Raw genomic sequence first — 20740 nt, forward strand, 5'->3', positions numbered from 1 at the left:
TCCTACTCTGCCGCGATCGGCATCTCGTCCATATGCTCGTGCAGCACCACGCCTGACAGCGGATCGAATTCGCCAACCCACGGCTTTCGCGCCAGCACCGACTTGGTGTGCAAATAGCCGGCGTCCCAGCGCCGCTTGATTCCGCGCGGGCTGAAATCGATGTCCTTGGTGTGGGTCTCGCGATCGAGCTGTGGCGCCAGCAGCCGCACCACATGCATGCGGGTCGAGCAGCCGTAGGCGATCAACTCCCTCACAGCAGGATCGCTGCGCTCGCTCTCCGACAATCGCGCCGCAAGCTGGTTGATGACATGGCGCAGGCGATGGGCCTGCTGCTGCCGCGCAATCTGGCTCGCGATGCGGCTGGAATATTGCACGTCCTTGTGACGGTTGAAGACCTCCGCCATCGTCATCGGCTCGGCACCGATGGGATTCCACAGATGCACGGAGAAGATCAGCGAATCCCTGCGCGGGTTGTCGTCGAACACGGCTTCGGTCGGCGTGTTCGACAGGATGCCGCCGTCCCAATAGAGATCGCCGTCGATACGCACCGCCGGAAAGGCCGGCGGCAGCGCGCCCGAAGCCATCACATGCTTCGCCGTCAGCGCGCCGTCGCGGCTGTCGAAATAGCGCATCTGACTGGTGCCGACATGCGCCGCGCCGACGGTGAGGCGCGGCGCGCAGCGATTGGCCAGATCGAAATCGACGAGCTCGAGCAGCGTCTTCTCCAGCGGCGCGGTCGAATAGAAGCCGGCGTTGTCGGCACCAAGCGGATAGGAATCGCCCGCATGCGCCAACGGATTTGGCCGGAAGAAGCCGGCAACGCCATGCGTGACGGTCGACCAATAGGCCAGCTTCTCGTTGAAGCCGGGAAACGCGGTCGGCACATTCCAGGCCGGCTTCTGCTCCATCCGCTTCCAGAATTCCCGCAGCCGCGCGACCCGATGCTCCGGCGCATTGCCGGCGATCAGGCTGGCGTTGATGGCGCCGATCGAGGTGCCGATGACCCAGTCCGGCTCGATGCCCGCCTCGTGCAGCGCCTGGTAGACGCCGGCCTGGTACGAGCCAAGCGCACCGCCGCCCTGGAGCACCAGCACGACCTGGCCCGGCAGGTTGCTGCTCTGTGTGTTGTTCTGGGTGCCGCTCATGGTTCGCTCCTGATCAGCCTGCACTGCCTGGATATTCGCTGCCGGCAGCGACTTGTTACGCCGGCTCATGTTAATGCGCGGTCCAGCCGCCGTCGACCGGCAGCGCGACGCCGGTGATCGACGCGGCCGCGTCGGTCGACAGGAACACCGCCAGCGCGCCGAGCTCCTCGACCGTGACAAAGCGCTTGTTCGGCTGCTGGGCAAGCAGCACGTCGCGGATCACCTGGTCGCGCGAGATACCGTGGGCCCTGGCTTGCCCGTCGATCTGCGCCTCGACCAGCGGGGTATGGACATAGCCGGGGCAGATCGCGTTGCATGTGATCCCGTCCTCGGCCGTCTCCAGCGCCGTCACCTTCGTGAGGCCGACGATGCCATGCTTGGCCGTGACATAGGCCGCCTTGAACGGCGAGCCGACCAGGCCGTGCGTGGAAGAAATGTTGATGATCCGGCCAAAGCCGTTCCGGCGCATCGCCGGCAGCGCGAGCCGCGTGGTGTGGAAGGCGGACGACAGATTGATCGCGAGGATCTGGTCCCATCTCTCGACCGGAAACTGGTCAAGCGGCGCGACATGCTGGATGCCGGCATTGTTGACGAGGATGTCGAGCCGGCCGGATTGCGCCACCGTCGCCGCGATCATCTCTGCGATCGACTTCGGCCGCGTCATGTCCGCCGGCGAGTAGCTCGCCTTGACGCCGAACTCGGCCTCGACGGCCTCTCGCGTCCTGCCGATCTCAGCGGCGACGCCGAGCCCGTTGAACACGATATCGGCACCAGAAGCGGCCAGCGCTCGCGCAATGCCGAGACCGATGCCGCTGGTCGAACCGGTGACCAGCGCCACTTTCCCGGCCAGGACACGTGACGAAACGGAGGTTTGCGTCTTGACGGGGATGTTCATGATCCAATCCTTCTCTCGCGATGGCCGGCCCGACGCCGCACCGTGTCTGCGGCGAAATGTGCGGGATCATCCGGTCTCGCGGAAATGCCGGTTGGCTTCCGAATCCATACGCCGGCGCTATCGCCTGCGGGATGTCATTCCCGGCCCCGATCGGCTAGATTTCGGTCGATCCTGCCGGGAGCCGATCCATGGAAATGCACCAGGTCCGCTATTTCCTCGCGGTGGCGCAGCTGTTGAATTTCACCCGCGCCGCCGAGGAGTGCAACGTGACGCAGCCCTCGCTGACGCGCGCGATCAAGCAGCTCGAGGCCGAGCTCGGCGGCGATCTGTTTCGCCGCGAGCGGCCGGCTGCGCAGCTGACCGAGCTCGGCCAGCGCATGCATCCACTCTTGAAGCAGTGCTACGACGCCGCTGTCGGCGCACGCTCGCTCGCCTCCTCGTTCAGGAGCGGCGAGATCGGCGCGCTGCGCATCGCGCTGACGCATTCGATCGATCTGGCGCTGCTGATTCCCCATCTCAACGAGATCCGGCGGCAGTTCAACCGGCTCGAATTCCGCTTCCTGCGCGGGACGAGCCGCGAGGTTGGCGAGTTCCTGAAGAAGGGCGAGGCCGAGCTCGGCATCGCCGCCGAGATCGATGAGGCCTGGGATCGGCTCGACACCTGGCCGCTGTTCACCGAGGCGTTCGATCTGGTCGTCAGCCGAGAGCATCGCCTGGCCGGCCACGGCACGATCGAGCCGGACGACCTGCGCGCGGAGCAATTGCTCGGCCGCAATTATTGCGAACATGCCAAGCGCATCTCCGCGAGCCTGCGCGAGCACGGCATCGACGTCGACCACGGCCACGAGATCTCGAGCGAGCGCGACCTGATCGAGCTGGTCGAGGCCGATATCGGCATCGCCATGATGCCGCGCACTTCGCCGGTGCCGGACAGCCTGAAGCGCGCCGCGGTCACAGGCCTCGACGCACGCCGCACCGTCAGCCTTTACGGCGTCGCCGGCCGGCAGCGCACGGCGGTGGCCAACGCCGTGATGCGGATGCTGCGCGGGGCGGACTGGCGGGAGATTGCGGGGTAGTTATCCCGCTCGGGATTCACTGGTCCCCACTCGCGCCTTCCAGCGCCGCGAGCAGATCGTCGATCTCCATGCGCTTGCGAAAGTCCGGATCGACGAAGCGCGCCTTCACGATCCCGTCGCGGCCGACCACGAAGACGGCGGGGATCGGCAGCATCCAGCCATCATTGCCGTGAAATTTTGCCATATCCTGATAGGACAGCAGCTGCTGGATCTCGTTGCCGAGCCAGATCGCAAGATTGAGCGACAGCGCATAGCCGTTGTCGAGGTCGGTCAGGATCGGAAAACGCGCGTCGGCGTCGTCCTTGAGGTGTTCGGTAAATTGCTGGGTCTCCGGCATGATCGCAACGATTTGCGCGCCCGTCTCCCTGATGCGCGCGCCGGCCTGGGCCACCGCCCGCATGTTGAGACGGCAATAGGGGCACCAGTGTCCGCGGAAGAACATCACCGCCACCGGGCCCTGCTCCAGCAGCGCGGACAGCGCGACCAGACGCCCGGCCTCGTCGGGCAACACGAACGGCGGCATCGCATCGCCCGGACGCGGCGCAGTCTCGCCGCCGCCGTTGCCGTTCAATCGCGTCACCAGCCGATCGACTGCCTCGCCATAGGCTGGGAACACCTCGCGACTGGCATCGGCGTAGGCGCGGAGCTGCTCGTTCAGCGTCCCTTCCATGTCGCGGCAGCGCTGGAAGGCGAGCCTGAGACGTTCGGCATCTTCTGGCGAAAGGTCTGTCATCTCCGGCTCCGGCAAGAGTTCGCATTATTTTGACGTTCCGTCCCTCATGCAAGGGGTGAGAACGATCCAACGCCCGATCCCGAGGCTGCGGAAATGCCGATGCCCAATCGGTTCGATAGCTCTCGCCTATCGCGCGGCCATAGCATGGCGCTATCGCACCGAAAGCGAAACGGCATTTCAGAACAGGCGCGGTCTCGCAGATGCTCCTGCCATAGCCCGCAACCGGCGAGGTTGCGGCCAACCCAGGAGACGTCCCATGCTCAAGCACTCACCATTGTCGCGCCTGATCTGGCCGGGCCTTGCCATCGCCGGCGCGCTGGCGCTGTCGGCGCAGCCGGTGCTCGCGGGCGAATGCCCGGCCGACAAGATCAAGCCGAATGCGCATCAGATGGTCGACTACAAGCCGGTCGGCGTCACCGACACAACGCTCGGCGCCATCGATCTCGGCAAGCAGCCGGCGCATATCGAAGGCCGCGAGCTGCGCTTCCGCAAGCTCACCATCGAGCCCGGCGGCATCGTGCCCTGGCACAGCCATGACGACCGCCCGGCCCTGATCTTCGTGCAGCAGGGCGAGATCGTCGAATACGCCTCCAACTGCGTCGATCCGATCGTGCACAAGGCAGGCGACATCCGCCCCGAGGTGTTCGGCACCTCGCACTGGTGGAAGAACCTCGGCAAGGAGACGGTCATCCTCTACGTCGGCGACGTTCGCAAGGATCCGAACGACCACAACATGTAACGCGTGCGCTCGATCCCAGCGCACGCGTTGCCGGGTGTGGCGCCCGGAGCCCCCATGCTGCCCGGCGTGCCGGGCGCCACATTCGTCACCGCAGAGGCGATGCCATGACCGATCTTTCCGCGCCGATCAAATCCGCGATGATGCCGATGGATGCGCATTCCCCCGGTCTCGCGTTTCGTTCGCTCGTCATCGGCCTGACCGCGTTCCTGACCGTCGTCGACCTCTTCGCGACGCAGGCGATCCTGCCCTCGCTGACGCGCCATTATGGCGTCACGCCTGCGGCGATGGGCTTTGCCGTCAATGCCTCCACCTTCGGCATGGCGACAGCCAGCCTCGTCGTCGGCTTCTTCAGCCCGCACATCAACCGGCGCACCGGCATCCTGATCAGCCTGTTGGCGCTGGCGATCCCCACCAGCCTGCTGGCATCGGCGCCAAACCTCACCGTCTTCACCGCCTTGCGGGTCGCGCAGGGCCTGTGCATGGCGTCCGCCTTCGCGCTGACGCTCGCTTATCTCGGCGAGCAATGCAGCGCCATGGATTCCGGCGGCGCCTTTGCCGCCTATATCACTGGCAATGTCGCGAGCAACCTCATTGGCCGGCTGATCTCGGCAGCGGTTGCCGACAGCCTCGGCCTCGCCTGGAATTTTTACATCTTCGCAGCCCTCAATCTCGTGGGCGCGGTGCTGGTCTATTTCACCATCCAGCGCGTGCAACCGATGCATGCGATGATGCCGGCGGGATCGCCGCTGGAAGCCACGATTGCGCATTGGCGCAATCCGCGGCTGCGCGCCGCTTTCGGCATCGGCTTCTGCATCCTGTTCGCCTTTATCGGCACTTTTACGTTCGTCAATTTCGTGCTGGTCCGGCCGCCGCTGTCGCTCGGCATGATGGACCTCGGCTTCGTTTATTTCGTGTTCCTGCCGTCGGTCGTCACGACATTGCTGGCAGGCAAGGTGGCCTCGCGCCTCGGGACGCGGCCGACGCTCTGGGGTTCGCTCGCCGTCGCCGGGCTCGGCTTGCCGCTGATGCTGGCGCCGCATCTTGGCGAAGTCCTCGCCGGCATGGTGCTGGTCGGTGTCGGCACCTTCTTCGCACAGGCCGCCGCCACCGGCTTCATCGGACAGGCGGCCACCGACAATCGCGGCATCGCCAGCGGCACCTATCTCGCCTGCTATTTCTGCGGCGGGCTGATCGGCACAGCCGTGCTCGGCCGCCTGTTCGATGCTTACGGCTGGCACGCCTGTGTCGCCGGGGTCGGCGCAGCCCTTGCCGCGGCGGCGCTGCTGACGTTCAGTCTGAAGCGCTAGCGCTTCGGTTGCGCTTCCTGCGGCGGCGAATCCTCATCGGCAATGGCCCGCCAGGCCGCGCCGTCGAGATCGTCATACTGGCCGCTGCGGAGCGACCAGAGGAAGGCGACGAGGCCGGCAAGCCCGAGCATCAGCGCCAGCGGAACCAGGATGAGCAGGATCTCCATCACGCAATCTCCCGCGTGCGGCTGCGCGCGCGCAGCGAATTCAGCATGACCAGGATCGACGATCCGCTCATGGCGGCCGCCGCAATCAGGGGCGTCGCGACGCCGCTGATCGCGACCGGCACCGCGAGCACATTGTAGCCGATCGCGAGCCAGAGGTTTTGCCGCATCAGGTGCAGCGCCTTGCGCGCGGAATCGATGGCGGCAACGACCGGGGCCAGAGGCCGACCGAGAAAGACGAGATCGGCGGTGGCCTGGCTGAGATGCGCGGCCGAGATCGGCGATATCGAGACATGGGCGGCCGCCAGCGACGGTGCGTCGTTCATGCCGTCGCCGACCATCAGCACCTTGGCGCCGCGCCGCTTCAATTCCTCGATGCGCGCGATCTTGTCGGCCGGCGTCACGCCGGCGCGCCATTCCGGGATGCCCAGCGCATGGGCCACGGCGATGACCGCCGGCTCGCGGTCGCCGGAGAGAATTTCGATGCCGATGTTGCGCGCCTTCAGCGCCGCGATCACGGCCTGCGCATCCGGACGCAGACCCTGGCGCACCGAGAGAATGACTTTTTCGTCGCCCCTGCTGAAGGCCACAACGGAGGCTTCGGGATCGAGACCTGTGCTGCCGACCAGTGCCTCGGCGCCGCAGAAGGACCGCCGGCCGAGACGGATCTCGACGCCGTCCACCGCCGCGCGCACGCCCTGCCCGGCTTCCTCGACCGCGCCGACGATCGGCGAGTTTGCGCTTGCGGCCTGCGCGACCGCTGCGGCGACCCGGTGATGGCTCGACAGGGCGAGGCGGCCAGCGAGCTCAAAGATATCAGCGGGAATATCGGCCGCATTCGTCACTTCGAGGTCAGGCAGCGTCAGCGTGCCGGTCTTGTCGAAAATAATGTGGTCGATTTCCGCCAACCGCTCGATCGCATCGCCCGAATTGAGCAGCACGCCCGCCCTGAACATCGCGCCCGAGGCCACCGTCTGTACAGTGGGGATCGCAAGCCCAAGCGCACAGGGACAGGTGATGATCAGCACGGCGACGCCGGTCACGATGGCATCGTGCCAGCTTGCGCCGAGCAGGACCCAGCCGATAGCGGTGATCAGCGCCGTCGCATGCACCAGCGGCGCGTAGAGCCGCGAGGCACGGTCGGCGAGCCGCATGTAGCGCGAGCGGGCCTGGAGCGCATTGTCGAGAAGCCGCGTGATCTCGGCGAGCAGCGTCGCCTCCGACGCGGCCGAGACGCGCACCCGCAGCGTGCCGGAGATGTTCATCGAGCCCGCATAGACTGGCGTGCCCTGCGCCGCCGTGACATAGAGCGTCTCGCCGGTGATCAGGCTCTGGTCGATCTCGGATCGCCCCTCGATCACGGTGCCGTCGACCGCGCAGCACTCGCCGGGCCGCAGCAGCACGATGTCGCCGGGACGGATCGCAGCCACCGGCACCTGCGAGATCTCGTCGGGCCCGACGAACTTCGCCGCCGTGTCCGCCTTCAGCGCCGCGAGATTGCCGGCAACCGCGCGCGTCCGCCGCCGCATGTTCTGGTCGAGGAAGCGGCCGACCAAGAGGAAGGTCAGCAGCATGATCGCCGCGTCGAAATAGGCGTGCTCGGCGTGCTTGATGGTCTCGACCACGGACATGCCGAGCGCAAGACATACGCCGATCGAGATCGGCACGTCCATGTTGGTGGTCTTGTTCGACAACGCGCGCCAGGCCGAGCGGAAGAACGGCCGGCCGGCATAGGCCGCCGCCGGCAGCGCGATCAGCGCCGACAGCCAGTGAAAGAAGTCGCGCTGCTCCGGCAGCATGTCCGAGACGTTGCCCGACCACACCGGGATCGACAGCATCATCACGTTCATGGTGGCAAAGGCCGCGACGCCGAGGCAGCGCAGCAGGAAGCGCGATTCCGCGACCTCGGTCGCCTCCGCACTTTCGGTCTCGTATGGATAGGCCTTGTAGCCGAGCTCTTCTAGCCGATCGATGAAGTTGCTGGGATCGAGCGTGCCCTGCTTCCATTCCAGTGCAACGCGCCGGTCGGTGAGGTTCACGCGCGCCAGCGTGACATCAGGAATGGCGGAGAGCCCGCGCTCGATCTTGGCCATGCAGCCGGCGCAGTGAACGCCCTCGACCGCGAGATCGATGTGCTGGAGGCCATCGCCTGCGGCCCGGACGTAGTGCGAGAAATCGCGCGTGAACTGCATGATATATTCTCTCAGTTCAGGATCACGCGGTTGCGCGAGAGAAACACGCGTTCGCCCTTCGCATCGCCCTCGATCACCAGATCCCACTGGCCCGGCGCGACGGACGCCGCGCTGCCGCGATAGATGCCGATGCCGGCCTCCGCGAGCTCGACCGCAAGGTCGGCGCGCTTATCGGTCGGCCGCTCCAGCCGGCCGCCAAATTTCAACCCGGTCACGGGCCGGCCCGCCGCGTCACGCGCCTCGACCTGGAGCACGGCATCGCCATCCGCGCGCCGCTCGATATGAGCGCTGACCTGCCATCTGCGTGCGGCCTGGTCCTGCGCCGCCGAGATCTCGCGGTCATAGGCGAGGCCTGCGGCATAGGGGCTGTCGACGTCGGTGCCCGGCAGCGTCGCGATCGCAAGCTTCATCATGGTGACATTGACGCCAATGACGACGCCGAAGAAGGCGACCAGCATCAGGAACACTTTCGTTCCGGTCAGCGGCTTGGTGGCCATGGCGGTCTCCTGGTGTTACGGCGCGACGAAATTGTCGGTGGCACTGGCGACTTCGCCGAGGCCGATATCGGTGACGTGGAAGCGTACCGGGATCGACTTCTCCGGATTGCCGTCCGCGGGCGCCGTGACGAGCAGCCGCAGCTCGCTGGTCGAATCGCGCGGGATCACGATCATCGGCCGGTCCGGCGTCACGGAATCGATGCCGACGACATGGACCGTCGCGTTGACCGGCCCATTCGCATCGATCGCGATGACGCGGTCGTAGCCGCTCTTGTTGAGAAGCCGGACGGTATAGGCGTTGCGGATCGAGCCGTCGCTGAGCCTGACCGCAACCGGGTTGCGGTCGTGCAGCACGTTGACGTCGAGCAGGCTGCGGGTCGCGAGCGTATAGAGCATGATGCCGCCGACGGCCGCGATGATCGCGCTGTAGACGATGGTGCGCGGACGGACGATGCGATAGATCGGCGCCCGTCCCTCCTGGCGGCGCTGGATGTTGATGTCGTTGTCGTAGCCGATCAGCCGCTTCGGCCGGCCGATCCTGGTCATGACGTTGTCGCAGGCATCGATGCAGAGCCCGCACTGGATGCATTCGAGCTGCGGTCCGTTGCGGATGTCGATGCCGGTCGGGCAGACCGCGACGCATTGATAGCAATCGATGCAGTCGCCGACCTGCTCGCCGTGAGCGCGCAGCTCGGCGGCCTTCTTCACCGAGGTGCGCTTCTCGCCGCGGTCGTAGCGGTAGGTGACGTTGAGCGCCCATTCGTCGGTGAGCGCGGCCTGGATCCGCGGCCAGGGGCACATATAGGTGCAGACCTGCTCGCGCAGGTAGCCGGCGAGCACGAAGGTGGTCGCAGTGAGGATGCCGATCCAGATATAGGCGACCATCGGCGCCTGGAAGGTCAGGAGCTGCTTCACCAGCGTCGGCGCGTCGCTGAAATAGAGCACCCAGGCGCCGCCGGCCCACCAGGCGATCAGAAGCCAGATGAAATTCTTGAGCACGATCTCGGAGACGCGCCTGAGCGTCAGCGCGCCGGCCGACTTGTCCTTCATCATGCGATCGCGGCGGTCGCCTTCGACAAAGCGCTCGACGGCGTAGAACAGATCGGTCCACACCGTCTGCGGGCAGAGATAGCCGCACCAGATGCGTCCGCCGACCGAGTTCATCAGGAACAGGACGACGGCAGCGACGATCAACAGGCCGGTGAAGTAATAGACCTCCTGCGGCCACAGCTCGATGAAGAAGAAATAGAAGCGGCTGTTGGGGAGATCGATCAGCACCGCCTGGCTGGGCGCGCCAAGGCCACGGTTCCAGCGCACGAAGGGCAGGAAATAGTAGACGCCAAGGCAAAAGGCCATCAGGCCCCATTTGATCCGGCGGAAGGTGCCGTGGACGCTCTGGGGATAGACCTTCTTGCGGGCGGCATAGAGCGGCCCGTAATCGTCGTCCGATGTGAGCTCGTTCGGGTTCACGGCCTTGTTCATCGCTCAAAGACGTCTCGAAAGGTGCGATCAAACCTAGACCCGGCGCCGCAGCGTCGATTGATCCAGCTCAAGCGGGGGCGCCTTTATGCGCCCCCACCGGTCGTCCGGATCGGCTATTTTCCGCCGCCCAGCGAGTGGACGTAGACCGCCATGGCCTTGATGGTGGCGGGATCGAGCCGCCCTTCCCAGGCCGGCATGACGCCGGCGCGGCCCTGGCTGATGGTCTCGATCAGGGTTGCCTCGTCGGAGCCATAGAGCCAGATCTTGTCGGTCAGGTTCGGGGCGCCGAGTTCCGGGTTGCCCTTGCCGCCGTCGCCATGGCAGGCGACGCAATTGTCCGCGAAGATCTTCTCGCCCTTGGCGGCGTCAAAACCCTTGCCGGTCGACAGCCCCGACAGCGACCGCACGTAGTTCGCGACCGTGACGATCTCGTCGGGCTTCAGCACACCGTCCTTGCCGAAGGCCAGCATCTGGCCCTCATGCGCCTTGGCGTGTCCGGAGCGCGCGCCGAACTGGATGGTCTGCATGATCTGGTCGAGCGTGCCGCCCCACAGCCAGTCGTCGTCGTTCAGGTTCGGGAAGCCCTTGGCGCCGGCGGCGCCGCTGCCGTGACACGGCGCGCAATTATCGCCGAACACGGTCCTGCCCCTGGCACGTGCGAACGCCAGCAACGCCGGGTCCTTCTCGATGTCGGCGAGCGAGGTCGCACCCAGCGCCACCATCTTCTCGCCGCGGGCCGTTTCGAGATTGGCGAGCTCCACCGCGAGGTTGGCGCGCGAGGAGTAGCCAAGCACGCCGCGGGTATTACTGGAGATCAACGGCCAGGCCGGATAGACGATCCAGTAGCCGATCGCCCAGACGATGGTGAGGTAGAAGGTGATAACCCACCAGCGCGGCAGCGGCGTGTTGAGCTCCTTGATGCCGTCCCACTCATGTCCGGTCGTGGACCTGCCGGAGACGGGGTCGAATTCGCCTTGATGATCGGTCATGATCTCTTACTCCTCCCGCAACGGCAGTTGTGCCGCTTCGTCGAACGCGGCCTTGTTGCGGGGCCAGAATGCATAGGCGATGATCGCGAGAAAGATCGCGACGAACACCGGCGTCCAGATCGTGGTGACGAGACTGGAGGCGAGATTGTCGAGTGTCAGGATGGCTTTCATCGGTGATGCCTTCTCAGCGAAGATTGGCTTTCTCGTTGTAGAGCTTGAAGTCGACCAGCGTGCCGAGCATCTGCAAGTAGGCGATCAGCGCGTCCATCTCGGTCGGCGTCCCGGTCTTGCCGTCGAAATTGCGCACGACGGCCTTGGCGTAGCGCTTGGCGAAAGCGTCGGCGCCGGCATTGTCCGGATCGGCCTGGGCCTTCAGATCGGCGCCGGCATTGGCGATCTGGTCGTCGGTGTAGGGCACGCCGACGGCGCGCAGCGTGCGCATGTGGTCGGCGATCGTGTCCGGATCGACCTCGGTCTGGCTGAGGAACGGATAGCCCGGCATCACCGATTGCGGCACGATTGCGCGCGGGTTGGTCAGATGCGTCACGTGCCAGTCGTCGGAATATTTGGCGCCGACGCGGGCCAGGTCCGGACCGGTGCGCTTCGAGCCCCATTGGAACGGGTGGTCGAACATGCTCTCGGCGGCGAGCGAGAAGTGGCCGTAGCGTTCGACCTCGTCGCGCAGGGGACGGATCATCTGCGAATGGCAGAGATAGCAGCCTTCGCGGACATAGACGTTGCGGCCGGCAAGCTCCAGTGGCGTGTACGGCCTGACGCCGTCGACCACTTCGATCGTGCTCTTGAGGTAGAACAGCGGGGTGATCTCGACGAGACCGCCGATCGCGATCACCAGCAGAATACCGACGACCAGGATGATCGAGTTCTTTTCGAAGACTTGATGGCGTGTCCAGAACGACATGGAAAGCTCCTCATTCCGCCGGCTGAAGCGCGACGGGCATCTGGACTTCCTGCTCGCCGGTGCGAACGGTCATCCAGAGATTGTAGGCCATGATCAGCGAGCCGATCAGGAACAGCCCGCCGCCGGCGGCGCGGATGATGTAGAAGGGATGCATCGCCTCGACGGTCTCGATGAAGGAATATTCGAGGAAGCCGAGCGAAGTGTAGGCGCGCCACATCAGGCCCTGGAGGATGCCGGACACCCACATCGCGGAGATGTAGAGAACGATGCCGAGCGTCGCGATCCAGAAGTGCCAGTTGACGAGCTTGAGGCTGTAGAGGCCTTTGCGATTCCAGGCCCACGGCACCAGGCAGTAGAGCGCGCCGAAGGAGACGAAGCCGACCCAGCCGAGCGCGCCGGAATGCACGTGGCCGATGGTCCAGTCCGTGTAATGGCTGAGCGAGTTGACCACCTTGATCGACATCATCGGCCCCTCGAAGGTCGACATGCCGTAGAAGGCAACCGAGACGACCAGCATGCGCAGCACGGGGTCGGTGCGCAGCTTGTCCCAGGCGCCCGACAGCGTCATCAAGCCGTTGATCATGCCGCCCCAGGACGGCATCCACAGCATGATCGAGAAGGTCATGCCGAGCGTCTGCGTCCAGTCCGGCAGCGCCGTGTAGTGCAGGTGATGCGGGCCGGCCCAGATGTAGAGGAAGATCAGCGCCCAGAAATGGATGATCGAGAGCCGGTAGGAATAGATCGGCCGCTCGGCGCGCTTGGGAATGAAATAGTACATGATGGCGAGGAAGCCGGCGGTCAGGAAGAAGCCGACCGCGTTATGGCCGTACCACCATTGGAACATCGCATCCTGGATGCCGCCCCAGGCGACATAGGACTTGGAGCCGAACACGGACACCGGAAGCGCGGGATTGTTGCCGAGATGCAGCACCGCGATCGTCACGATGAAGGCGAGATAGAACCAGTTCGCGACGAAGATGTGCGGCTCCTTGCGCTTGATCACGGTGGCAAGGAACACGAGCAGATAGGTGACCCAGACGATGGTGAGCCAGAGATCGGCATACCATTCCGGTTCGGCATATTCCTTCGACTGGGTGACGCCGAGCAGATAGCCGGTGCCGGCGACCAGGATGAAATAATTGTAGCCGAGCACGACGAACCAGGGCGCGAGATCGCCGGCGAGGCGCACGCGGCACGACTTCTGCACCACATAGAAGGACGACGCGATCAGCACGTTGCCGCCGAATGCAAAGATCACCGCGGAGGTGTGCAGTGGGCGCAGGCGGCCAAAGCTGGTCCAGGGCAAATCGAAGTTCAGCGCGGGCCACGCCAGCTGGGAGGCGATGATGAGCCCGACGAGGAAGCCCGCGATGCCCCAGAACATCGCCATGACCGAGGAGAACTTGATCGGACCCATGTTGTAGTTGGGACGGCCGTTGATCTCCGCCGGCGGCAGCGCCGCCGGACGTTCGAAGTAGCGATTGACGATGAAGAAAACCGCAGCAAGGCTCGCCGCTGCGCTGAGCGCAGCGTGGAAGGCGAAGGGTGCATCGAGCGCCTTGGCCGAGGCGATCACGCAGAGGAAGGCGGCGACCGCGAACGCAAGCGCCAGTCCGCTTTCACCTGATGTCATGGATTTGGAGATGGAGGGCTGGCTCATCGCGGATTCTCTCTCGAAAGAAACACGGAGCCAGAAACCACATTCACGCTCGCGGGGAATTGATTGAAATCAAGCAAGATGGATTTCTGTCAATCTGCGGCTACGGCCGATCGGCGAGCGATATCAATCGCTTGGGCACGACCCGGCGCCGGTTGAAGTCTCCCCTTGCGGGAGAGAAATCAGTCGCCCGCCGTCGCCTTCAGCGCCGCGATGACATCCTCGCGCGCGATGATGCCGACCAGATTCTCGACGCCGTCGAGCACGATGATGCTTCGGATGCGATGCTCGACCATGATCTGGAGCACGCGCGTCAGCCGCGTGTCGGGGCTGACATAGATGAACTCCGGCGTCATGACGTCGCCGACCTTGCGGCTCATCAGGTCGCGATAGCGCGGCAGCATCTGGCTCGGCGTGAACGCAAAGCATTTCAGGATGTCGAACTTGGTGACGATGCCGACGATCTGCCCGTCATCCTCGACCGGATAGGAGTTGAAGTCGTCCTGCTCGAACATCTCGCTGAGCGCGAGCAGGTCGAGGTCGCGCTTCGCCGTCCTGACGTCGCGCGTCATATAGCCGTCGACGGTCTGCTCAAGGAATTTGTACACGGCGCGTCCTCCTCGACTAGCCTCGAGCCGGCGGTCAGTGCGCCAGCAGCACGCAGCGGGCGGATTGTGTGACCAGGTACTGCGTGACGCCACCAAGGATCAGCTCGCGGAAGCGCGAGTGACCGTAGGCACCCGCGACGATCAGGCCGGCCCCGACGTCGCCTGCGACCCTCTCCAATTGCACGGCGGCGGTTTCGTCTCCCGCGGCGTCCGGGACGCGCGCGGTCGCAGTGACGCCGTGGCGGGCGAGCCAGGCGGCGACATCGCTCACGCGCGCCATCGCGGCCGGACGGTCGTCGCCCGCTTCCGGAATCTCGACGATGGCGACATCCTTTGCCTTGCGAAGCAGCGGCAGCGCGGTGGCAACTGCCCGTCGCGCCTCGGGCGTATGCTTCCAGGCCACGAGCACGCTGCGCAGGTCGAGCCATCTGACCTTGTCGGGCACGGCCAGCAGCGGCCGGCCCGCCTGCATCACCAGATCCTTGGGGCTTACAAGCGAAAACGCGTCGGAGAAGGCCGGGCTCTCTCCGCCGCTGACGACGATGTCGGCGCAGCGCGCCTGCGCGAGGACGAATCGTGCGGGAAAATCCGTGGCGCTGCGCCATTCCGCGCGCCCGCCGCGGGTCCTGGTCGCGGCACGGAATTCCGCCTCCAGATCGGCAAGGCACCTCTTGACGGACGCCTCCTCCTGATCGATCAGACGCTGGGCCGCGGCACCATCGGTGAAATAAAGCGGCGAGGCGAACTTCGCCGCGGCGACCCCGACGAGTGCAGCTTCGAATCGTTCGGCGAGCTCGCCTGCGACCTGAAGACGCGCATCGTTGGGCTGATCGAGCGCAAGGCTGACCATCACGGTCGCATATGTCATCAGGCTTCTCCGCTGCAATGAATTGCCGCGGAATCTAGCTCCACCGATGCGAAGCGGGATGAGCTAGATCAAATTGCCCGGCGCCAGGCTGCGGGAAATCCGCCAATGGAATCAGACATCCGAACTTGCCTCCGGGCCGCCCTTGGGCGAAATTGCCGGCACGTTCGGAAGCACCGCGCCCGCCGCAATCGAGAAGGACCAGCAGCTTGTCGCCGACCCGTGTGACGCATCCGCAAGACGACGGTCGCGGCGAGCATTTCCGGGTCCGGATCGAGGGGTTCGGCGTCGGCACCTGGGACCTCGACCTCAAGACGCGGGAGCTGGACTGGTCGGACACCGCAGGCACCCTGCTCGGGGTCGCGCGCGGCGAGCCCGCGAGCTACGATCTGTTCCTGTCGCGTCTCGAGCCCAAGGACCGCGAGCGGGTCGAGACCGCGATCAAGCGCGTCTCCGAACGCGGTGGCGGCTTCGACGTGTCGTTCAGGATCGCGGGCGCCTCGGACAAGGGGCGATGGATCCGCGCCCGTGCCGGCGTCATCCGCGACGAGGCCGGCGCCGCTCGTCATCTCAGCGGCATCTTTCTCGACATCGACGAGGAGAAGCAGGTCGAGGAAGCCCTGCGAACGCGCGAAACTCACCTGCGCTCGATCCTCCACACCATTCCGGATGCCATGATCGTCATCGACGGCCATGGCACAATCCAGCTGTTCAGCACCGCGGCCGAGCGCCTGTTCGGCTGGTCCGAGCACGAAGCGATCGGCCAGAACGTCGCGATCCTGATGCCGGAGCCGGACCGCTCGCGTCATGACAATTACATCGCCCGCTATCGCACCACCAACGACCCGCACATCATCGGCATCGGCCGCATCGTCACCGGCAGGCGCCGCGACGGCACCACCTTCCCGATGCATCTGTCGATCGGCGAGATGCAGTCCGGCGGCGAGCCCTATTTCACCGGCTTCGTCCGCGATCTCACCGAGCATCAGCAGACCCAGGCACGGCTCCAGGAATTGCAATCCGAGCTCGTCCACGTCTCGCGGCTGACCGCGATGGGCGAGATGGCCTCCGCGCTCGCCCACGAGATCAACCAGCCGCTGGCGGCGATCAGCAACTACATGAAGGGATCGCGGCGATTGCTCGCCGGCAGCACCGATCCGAACACGCCGAAGATCGAGAGCGCGCTGGATCGCGCGGCCGAGCAGGCGCTGCGCGCCGGCCAGATCATCCGGCGCCTGCGCGACTTCGTCGCCCGCGGCGAATCCGAGAAGCGCGTCGAGAGCCTGTCAAAACTGATCGAGGAAGCCGGCGCGCTCGGGCTGGCCGGTGCGCGCGAGCAGAACGTGCAGCTCCGCTTCAGTCTCGATCCCGGCGCCGACCTCGTCCTCGCCGACCGGGTGCAGATCCAGCAGGTGCTGGTCAACCTGTTTCGTAACGCGCTGGAAGCGATGGCGCAGACACCGCGGCGCGAGCTCGTCGTCGTCAACGAGCGCATCGGTGACGACATGATCGAGGTCGAAGTCTCCGACACCGGCTCCGGCTTCCAGGACGACGTGATTCCAAACCTGTTCCAGACCTTCTTCACCACCAAAGACACCGGCATGGGCGTGGGACTGTCCATCAGCCGCTCGATCATCGAGGCTCACGGCGGGCGCATGTGGGCCGAGAGCAACGCATCGGGCGGGGCGACATTCCGCTTCACCTTACCGGCAGCCGACGAGAACTGATCAATGACGACCAAGGGACATGTCTACGTCATCGACGACGACGCGGCGATGCGGGACTCGCTGAACTTCCTGCTGGATTCTTCGGGCTTCGGCGTCACGCTGTTCGACAGCGCGCAGGTCTTCCTCCACGCCCTGCCCGGCCTCGCCTTCGGCTGCGTCGTCTCCGACGTGCGCATGCCCGGTATCGACGGGATCGAGCTTCTGAAGCGCATGAAGGCGCAGCACTCACCGTTTCCGATCCTGATCATGACCGGCCATGGCGACGTCCCGCTCGCGGTCGAAGCGATGAAGCTAGGGGCCGTCGACTTCCTCGAAAAGCCGTTCGAGGACGACCGCCTCACCACCATGATCGAATCCGCCATCCGCCAGGCCGAGCCCGCGGCCAGAAGCGAGGCCGTCGCCCAGGACATCGCCGCGCGTGTCGCTTCGCTAAGCCCGCGCGAGCGCCAGGTCATGGAAGGGCTGATCGCGGGGCTCTCGAACAAGCTAATCGCCCGCGACTACGACATCAGCCCCCGCACCATCGAGGTCTACCGGGCCAATGTCATGACCAAGATGCAGGCCGCAAGCCTGTCGGAACTGGTGCGGCTTGCGATGCGGGCTGGCATGCTCAAGGATTGAGGCAAGTCGATTTGAGGCAAGTCAAGTTGCGCCACGCGGGCTGTGTTAGCCAAGTCGGATGATCGAGATCGGCTCGCGCCAAGAGCGGCTGCCAATGGCACCATCCGCACAGCCCATCGTCTATGTGGTCGACGACGATGCCGCCGTGCTCGGATCCCTGCGCTTCCTGCTGGAAACCGACGGCTTTGCCGTGCGGACGTTCCGGAACGCGACCGCGCTGCTCAATGCCGCCAACCCGCCCGGCGCGGATTGTTACGTGATCGACTACAAGATGCCCGATATCAACGGCATCGAACTCGCCGGCCGCCTGCGCCAGTCCGACAGCGACACCCCTGTGATCCTGATCACCGGTTACCCAGACGGGAACATCTCAGCCCGGGCGGCCGCAGCGGGCGTGAAAGACGTGATTTTAAAGCCGCTTCTGGACGAAAGCCTGGCGAAGTGCATCCGCCACGCCATCCGAAACCGTCGCGGCAACTGACCTACGGGATTCTACGTAAGGCAACCCCCTTAAGATATCACGCGAAATTTTCGAAGCGCCGGATACCGCGTAGGAATGCGTCATCACAACGGAGATGACGCAGATGCTGACCCAGACGCTCAACACCCAGGCGATCAACACGCAAGTTCGTGGCAAGATTGCCCCTACCCATCCCGTCTCCGACCAGTTTTGCGCGATCGCCGGCCATGTCGGCCTCGCCGCCACCGAGTTCGCCTACCGCAAGGACGAGGAGATCTACGGCGAGGACGAGGCGGCCGAATATGTCTACCAGGTCGTCTCCGGCGCGGTGCGCAGCTACAAGCTGCTCTCCGACGGCCGCCGCCAGATCGGCGCCTTCCACCTTCCCGGCGACGTGTTCGGCCTTGAATCCGGTACCACCCATCGCCTTGCGGCCGAAGCCATCATCGACACCAATGTGCGGCTGGTGAAGCGCGCCAGCCTCGATAAGGCCGCCGGCACCGATGTGCAGGTCGCTCGCAAGCTCTGGGCCATGACGGCGAACGAGCTGCGTCACGCCGAGGACCACATGCTGCTCTTGGGCCGCAAGACCGCGATGGAGCGCGTTGCGACCTTCCTGCTCGAAATGGACCGCCGCCTCGCGGTTGCCGGCATGATGGCGCTGCCGATGTGCCGCCGCGACATCGGCGACTATCTCGGCCTGACGCTCGAGACCGTGTCGCGCGCGCTGTCGCAGCTTCACGCCCAGGGCATTCTGGGATTTTCCGGCGCCCGCCAGATCGTGCTGCGCAACCGCCAGCGCCTGCACAATCTTGACGCCTGATCAGGCCCTGCGCCGGGTCTCCGGCATCACGAACAGAATGAGCAGAAGGCCTGTTGCGGCGACGCTGGCAAGGCCGACGAAGGCAGTGGCGTTGCCGAACTTGTCGCTGACATAGCCGCCGAGCGCGGTGCTCAAGGAGGCGCCGATGCCGGTCGCGGTGCCGACGATGCCCTGCGCCAGATTGAAGTGGCCGCTGCCGAAGGCGACGTCGGCCACGATCAGAGGGATCATCACCGCGAACACCGCCGCGGTGAGGCCGTCGAACACCTGCACCATGACCAGCAGATAGGGATCGCGGACGGTTGCGAACAGCAGACCGCGGATGGTCAGCGCGCCAAAGCCGATCAACAGCAGCGGCCGGCGGCCCCACATCTGCGCCTTGCGCCCGACGGTTGGCGACAACAGCGCCACGATCGCTTGCGGCACGACGATGCAAAAGGCCACGAGCACCGTGGCCCACTGGCTCGACCGTGCCGTCACCGCGCTTGCCATCAGCGGCATCATCGCGGCGTTGGCGAGCTGCAACAGCAGCACGCTGAGCGCAAACACGATCAGCGGGCGCTGCCGGATCAAATGCCAGATATTGGTATCGCCGCGATCCTCCGACTCGCGCGGCATCTCGCCGTGACAGCGCGCGATGTCGACCTCTTCCTCGCGAATCCGCGACAGCGCGATCAGGGTCGGGATCGCCAGCAGGAAGGTGACGAGGAAGACCGAACGGCTCGACAAGAGGTAGCCGGCCGTGCCCATCACGGCGGCAGCGACGCCATTGCCGAGCGAGGCGAAGCGCGCGTTGCGGCCGAGCCGCTCGCCAATCGCGAATGGACCGACGAGGCCGAGGCTGATGGCCGCAATCGCCGGGCCCAGTACGCAGCTCGCCGCCGCATGCAACGTCGCAGCGGCGACCACCACGGGGAAGATCGGCATCGCGGCATAAGCGAGCGCGCAGCAGCCGATGGTCGCGATCGCAAGCGCCGCGACCAGCCGCTCGGATTTTGCGGCGTCGATGATCGCCCCGCCCGGCATTTGCCCGATCAGGGCGACGATGCCGCCGATCGACAGCACGAGGCCGATCTCGACCTGCGTCCATTTTTGCGTCGTCAGGTAAACCGCGATGAAGGGACCGAACCCGGTCTGCACGTCGGCGAGGAAGAAGATGAACCAGTCGAGGCCGCGCAGGCTCTGGCGCGACGGCGCCGGAATACCCGCAGCCGGCCGCGCGCTGGCGACTTTGGCCGGTTCAACGCGGCGATCGCGATCCTCGCCTGACGGGTTCGGCTTCCTCGACAACAGCACTGGCGGCCATCCTTCCCCGCGCCTCACTGCACAGCTTGCAGCGGTTGCAGGCTGCCGGACGCGCCGAGCACCACGATCGGCGCATCTTCCTTGTATTCCGGCGCGGCCGCGACCTGCGCCTTGGTCAATTCCAGCGTAATGCTGTCGGACTTGTTGGCGATCTTGCCGAACCGCATCGCGTTCCAGTCCACCACGATCTTGCGGCTGCCGACGCCGAGGAAGCCGCCGAAATCGATCACGGCGGCGCGCACATGGCCGGTGCGGTCGACGATGATGTCGACGACGTGACCCATGTCCTCGTCGGCGGCGCTACGGACATCGCGGCCGAGCACGCCATGGGCGTCGCTCGCGCCGATGATGGTCACCGACGGCGGCGGCGCGGCATCCTTCGGCGTGACCGGCACCACGGAAGCCGGCGGCTGCGCCGTTGCCGGCGCATTCGCCTCGTTCTGGGCCGCGGGCGGCTCGTCTGCCGCACGCGACACCGCGACTGTCAGTCCCGCCACAACCATGACACTTAGAATCAGCGATCCGGTCGCACGCAT

The 20740-nt window shown here is 65.5% G+C and carries 22 protein-coding genes; 7 read left to right on the top strand and 15 right to left on the bottom strand.

Annotation, left to right across the window (positions count from 1 at the left end):
* Window positions 1–2: 2 nt before the first annotated feature.
* Both IC761_RS25410 and IC761_RS25415 read right to left on the bottom strand, forming a co-directional pair.
* Complete coding sequence (locus IC761_RS25410) at window positions 3–1145, bottom strand: patatin-like phospholipase family protein (protein ID WP_195799426.1); 1143 nt, start codon at window positions 1143–1145, stop codon at window positions 3–5.
* Between the two features lie 70 nt (window positions 1146–1215).
* The gene (locus tag IC761_RS25415; protein ID WP_195799427.1) at window positions 1216–2040 is read right to left on the bottom strand and encodes a 3-hydroxybutyrate dehydrogenase; all 825 of its coding nucleotides are present in this window, start codon (window positions 2038–2040) and stop codon (window positions 1216–1218) included.
* 188 nt (window positions 2041–2228) lie between these two features.
* Between IC761_RS25415 and IC761_RS25420 the strand changes: the two genes are divergently transcribed.
* Window positions 2229–3116: a LysR family transcriptional regulator gene (locus IC761_RS25420; protein WP_195799428.1), complete on the top strand. Its 888-nt coding sequence runs from the start codon at window positions 2229–2231 to the stop codon at window positions 3114–3116.
* A 16-nt stretch (window positions 3117–3132) separates the two neighbouring features.
* Here IC761_RS25420 and IC761_RS25425 read toward each other — a convergent pair whose 3' ends face one another.
* Complete coding sequence (locus IC761_RS25425; protein ID WP_195799429.1) at window positions 3133–3849, bottom strand: peroxiredoxin-like family protein; 717 nt, start codon at window positions 3847–3849, stop codon at window positions 3133–3135.
* 256 nt (window positions 3850–4105) lie between these two features.
* Here IC761_RS25425 and IC761_RS25430 point away from each other — a divergent pair, with 256 nt between their 5' ends.
* Both IC761_RS25430 and IC761_RS25435 read left to right on the top strand, forming a co-directional pair.
* Window positions 4106–4588, top strand: a complete 483-nt coding sequence (locus tag IC761_RS25430; RefSeq protein ID WP_195799430.1) for a cupin domain-containing protein — start codon at window positions 4106–4108, stop codon at window positions 4586–4588.
* A gap of 104 nt (window positions 4589–4692) precedes the next feature.
* Window positions 4693–5895 (top strand): MFS transporter, encoded by a 1203-nt coding sequence (locus tag IC761_RS25435; protein ID WP_195799431.1) that lies wholly within the window; start codon window positions 4693–4695, stop codon window positions 5893–5895.
* Here IC761_RS25435 and ccoS read toward each other — a convergent pair.
* From ccoS to IC761_RS25485, 10 genes are all read right to left on the bottom strand, one after another.
* Window positions 5892–6062, bottom strand: a complete 171-nt coding sequence (gene ccoS / locus IC761_RS25440) for a cbb3-type cytochrome oxidase assembly protein CcoS (protein WP_195799432.1) — start codon at window positions 6060–6062, stop codon at window positions 5892–5894. The two genes, IC761_RS25435 and ccoS, sit on opposite strands and share 4 nt — an antisense overlap.
* Complete coding sequence (locus tag IC761_RS25445; RefSeq protein WP_195799433.1) at window positions 6062–8251, bottom strand: cation-translocating P-type ATPase; 2190 nt, start codon at window positions 8249–8251, stop codon at window positions 6062–6064. The genes ccoS and IC761_RS25445 overlap by 1 nt, the downstream gene beginning before the upstream one ends.
* An 11-nt stretch (window positions 8252–8262) precedes the next feature.
* Window positions 8263–8748, bottom strand: a complete 486-nt coding sequence (locus IC761_RS25450; RefSeq protein WP_195799434.1) for a FixH family protein — start codon at window positions 8746–8748, stop codon at window positions 8263–8265.
* Window positions 8749–8763: 15 nt separating this feature from the next.
* Complete coding sequence (ccoG, locus tag IC761_RS25455; RefSeq protein WP_195799435.1) at window positions 8764–10230, bottom strand: cytochrome c oxidase accessory protein CcoG; 1467 nt, start codon at window positions 10228–10230, stop codon at window positions 8764–8766.
* A gap of 113 nt (window positions 10231–10343) precedes the next feature.
* Window positions 10344–11219: a cytochrome-c oxidase, cbb3-type subunit III gene (ccoP, locus tag IC761_RS25460; RefSeq protein ID WP_195799436.1), complete on the bottom strand. Its 876-nt coding sequence runs from the start codon at window positions 11217–11219 to the stop codon at window positions 10344–10346.
* A gap of 6 nt (window positions 11220–11225) precedes the next feature.
* Window positions 11226–11390, bottom strand: coding sequence for a cbb3-type cytochrome c oxidase subunit 3 (locus IC761_RS25465; protein ID WP_195799437.1), 165 nt, complete (start codon window positions 11388–11390; stop codon window positions 11226–11228).
* 13 nt (window positions 11391–11403) lie between these two features.
* Window positions 11404–12138 (bottom strand): cytochrome-c oxidase, cbb3-type subunit II, encoded by a 735-nt coding sequence (gene ccoO / locus IC761_RS25470; protein ID WP_195799438.1) that lies wholly within the window; start codon window positions 12136–12138, stop codon window positions 11404–11406.
* Between the two features lie 10 nt (window positions 12139–12148).
* Window positions 12149–13798 (bottom strand): cytochrome-c oxidase, cbb3-type subunit I, encoded by a 1650-nt coding sequence (ccoN, locus tag IC761_RS25475; protein WP_195799439.1) that lies wholly within the window; start codon window positions 13796–13798, stop codon window positions 12149–12151.
* Window positions 13799–13977: 179 nt separating this feature from the next.
* On the bottom strand, window positions 13978–14403 hold the full coding sequence (locus IC761_RS25480; RefSeq protein WP_195799440.1) for a CBS domain-containing protein: 426 nt from the start codon (window positions 14401–14403) through the stop codon (window positions 13978–13980).
* Window positions 14404–14437: 34 nt separating this feature from the next.
* A complete protein-coding gene (locus tag IC761_RS25485; RefSeq protein ID WP_195799441.1) occupies window positions 14438–15271 on the bottom strand; it encodes a universal stress protein in 834 nt (277 codons plus the stop codon).
* A 206-nt stretch (window positions 15272–15477) separates the two neighbouring features.
* On the opposite strand from IC761_RS25485, the gene fixL reads away from it, so the two are divergent.
* The 4 genes from fixL (at window position 15478) to IC761_RS25505 (ending at window position 18899) form a co-directional block, all read left to right on the top strand.
* Window positions 15478–16995, top strand: a complete 1518-nt coding sequence (gene fixL / locus IC761_RS25490) for a sensor protein FixL (protein ID WP_195799442.1) — start codon at window positions 15478–15480, stop codon at window positions 16993–16995.
* Between the two features lie 3 nt (window positions 16996–16998).
* Window positions 16999–17616 (top strand): response regulator FixJ, encoded by a 618-nt coding sequence (gene fixJ / locus IC761_RS25495; RefSeq protein WP_195799443.1) that lies wholly within the window; start codon window positions 16999–17001, stop codon window positions 17614–17616.
* 58 nt (window positions 17617–17674) lie between these two features.
* Entirely contained in the window at window positions 17675–18097 is a 423-nt protein-coding gene (locus IC761_RS25500; RefSeq protein WP_195799444.1) for a response regulator transcription factor, read from the top strand.
* A gap of 103 nt (window positions 18098–18200) precedes the next feature.
* Window positions 18201–18899 (top strand): helix-turn-helix domain-containing protein, encoded by a 699-nt coding sequence (locus IC761_RS25505; protein WP_195799445.1) that lies wholly within the window; start codon window positions 18201–18203, stop codon window positions 18897–18899.
* On the opposite strand, the gene IC761_RS25510 is transcribed toward IC761_RS25505, so the two are convergent.
* Together IC761_RS25510 and IC761_RS25515 are read right to left on the bottom strand one after the other, a co-directional pair.
* A complete protein-coding gene (locus tag IC761_RS25510; protein ID WP_195799446.1) occupies window positions 18900–20195 on the bottom strand; it encodes an MFS transporter in 1296 nt (431 codons plus the stop codon).
* A gap of 23 nt (window positions 20196–20218) precedes the next feature.
* A complete protein-coding gene (locus IC761_RS25515) occupies window positions 20219–20740 on the bottom strand; it encodes a PRC-barrel domain-containing protein (protein WP_195799447.1) in 522 nt (173 codons plus the stop codon).

Source organism: Bradyrhizobium commune (assembly GCF_015624505.1).
Classification (GTDB): domain Bacteria; phylum Pseudomonadota; class Alphaproteobacteria; order Rhizobiales; family Xanthobacteraceae; genus Bradyrhizobium; species Bradyrhizobium commune.